Origin of the sequence: Parabacteroides sp. MSK.9.14, assembly GCF_019041495.1 — a bacterium.
GTDB classification, from domain to species: Bacteria; Bacteroidota; Bacteroidia; order Bacteroidales; family Tannerellaceae; genus Parabacteroides; species Parabacteroides merdae.
This window is the reverse complement of record NZ_JAHPXO010000143.1, coordinates 1-362: the sequence shown is the minus strand read 5'-3', so window position 1 is coordinate 362 and position 362 is coordinate 1. Positions and strand designations below refer to the sequence as shown.

Sequence of the window (362 nt, the reverse complement as noted above, 5' to 3'; positions counted from 1 at the left end):
GGGCTGACCGTTTCGGATGAAAGCTATATTGAAAGCCTCTTGTCCGGAAGACATGTGGAGCTTTATCCGCATAACGAAGCGGCTTACAGGGCGATCATGCGGGGATTCAAACAACACCGTATCGGTGCGGTCGTGCAGGCTACCGGAACAGGGAAATCCTATTTGCTGGCACGCTATATCGCAGATCATGCAAAGGAAAAGATATTGGTCTTTGCTCCGAACATCACGATTCTGGATGAGATCCGGAAAGCCGTCGGATTCTCTATTCCGCAAGTGACGTACCGGACATTCCAGTCACTGATCCGTAACCGGGAGGACAATGGGTTGTTACGGGCAGATCATATTCTTATTGATGAATTCCA

At 49.4% G+C, this 362-nt stretch carries 1 protein-coding gene; it reads left to right on the top strand.

Annotated features, from left to right (window positions below; translation table 11 throughout):
* Nucleotides 1-362, top strand: a 362-nt coding sequence (locus tag KTG12_RS21520; RefSeq protein WP_216945559.1) for a DEAD/DEAH box helicase family protein, incomplete at both ends; no start/stop codon positions are given.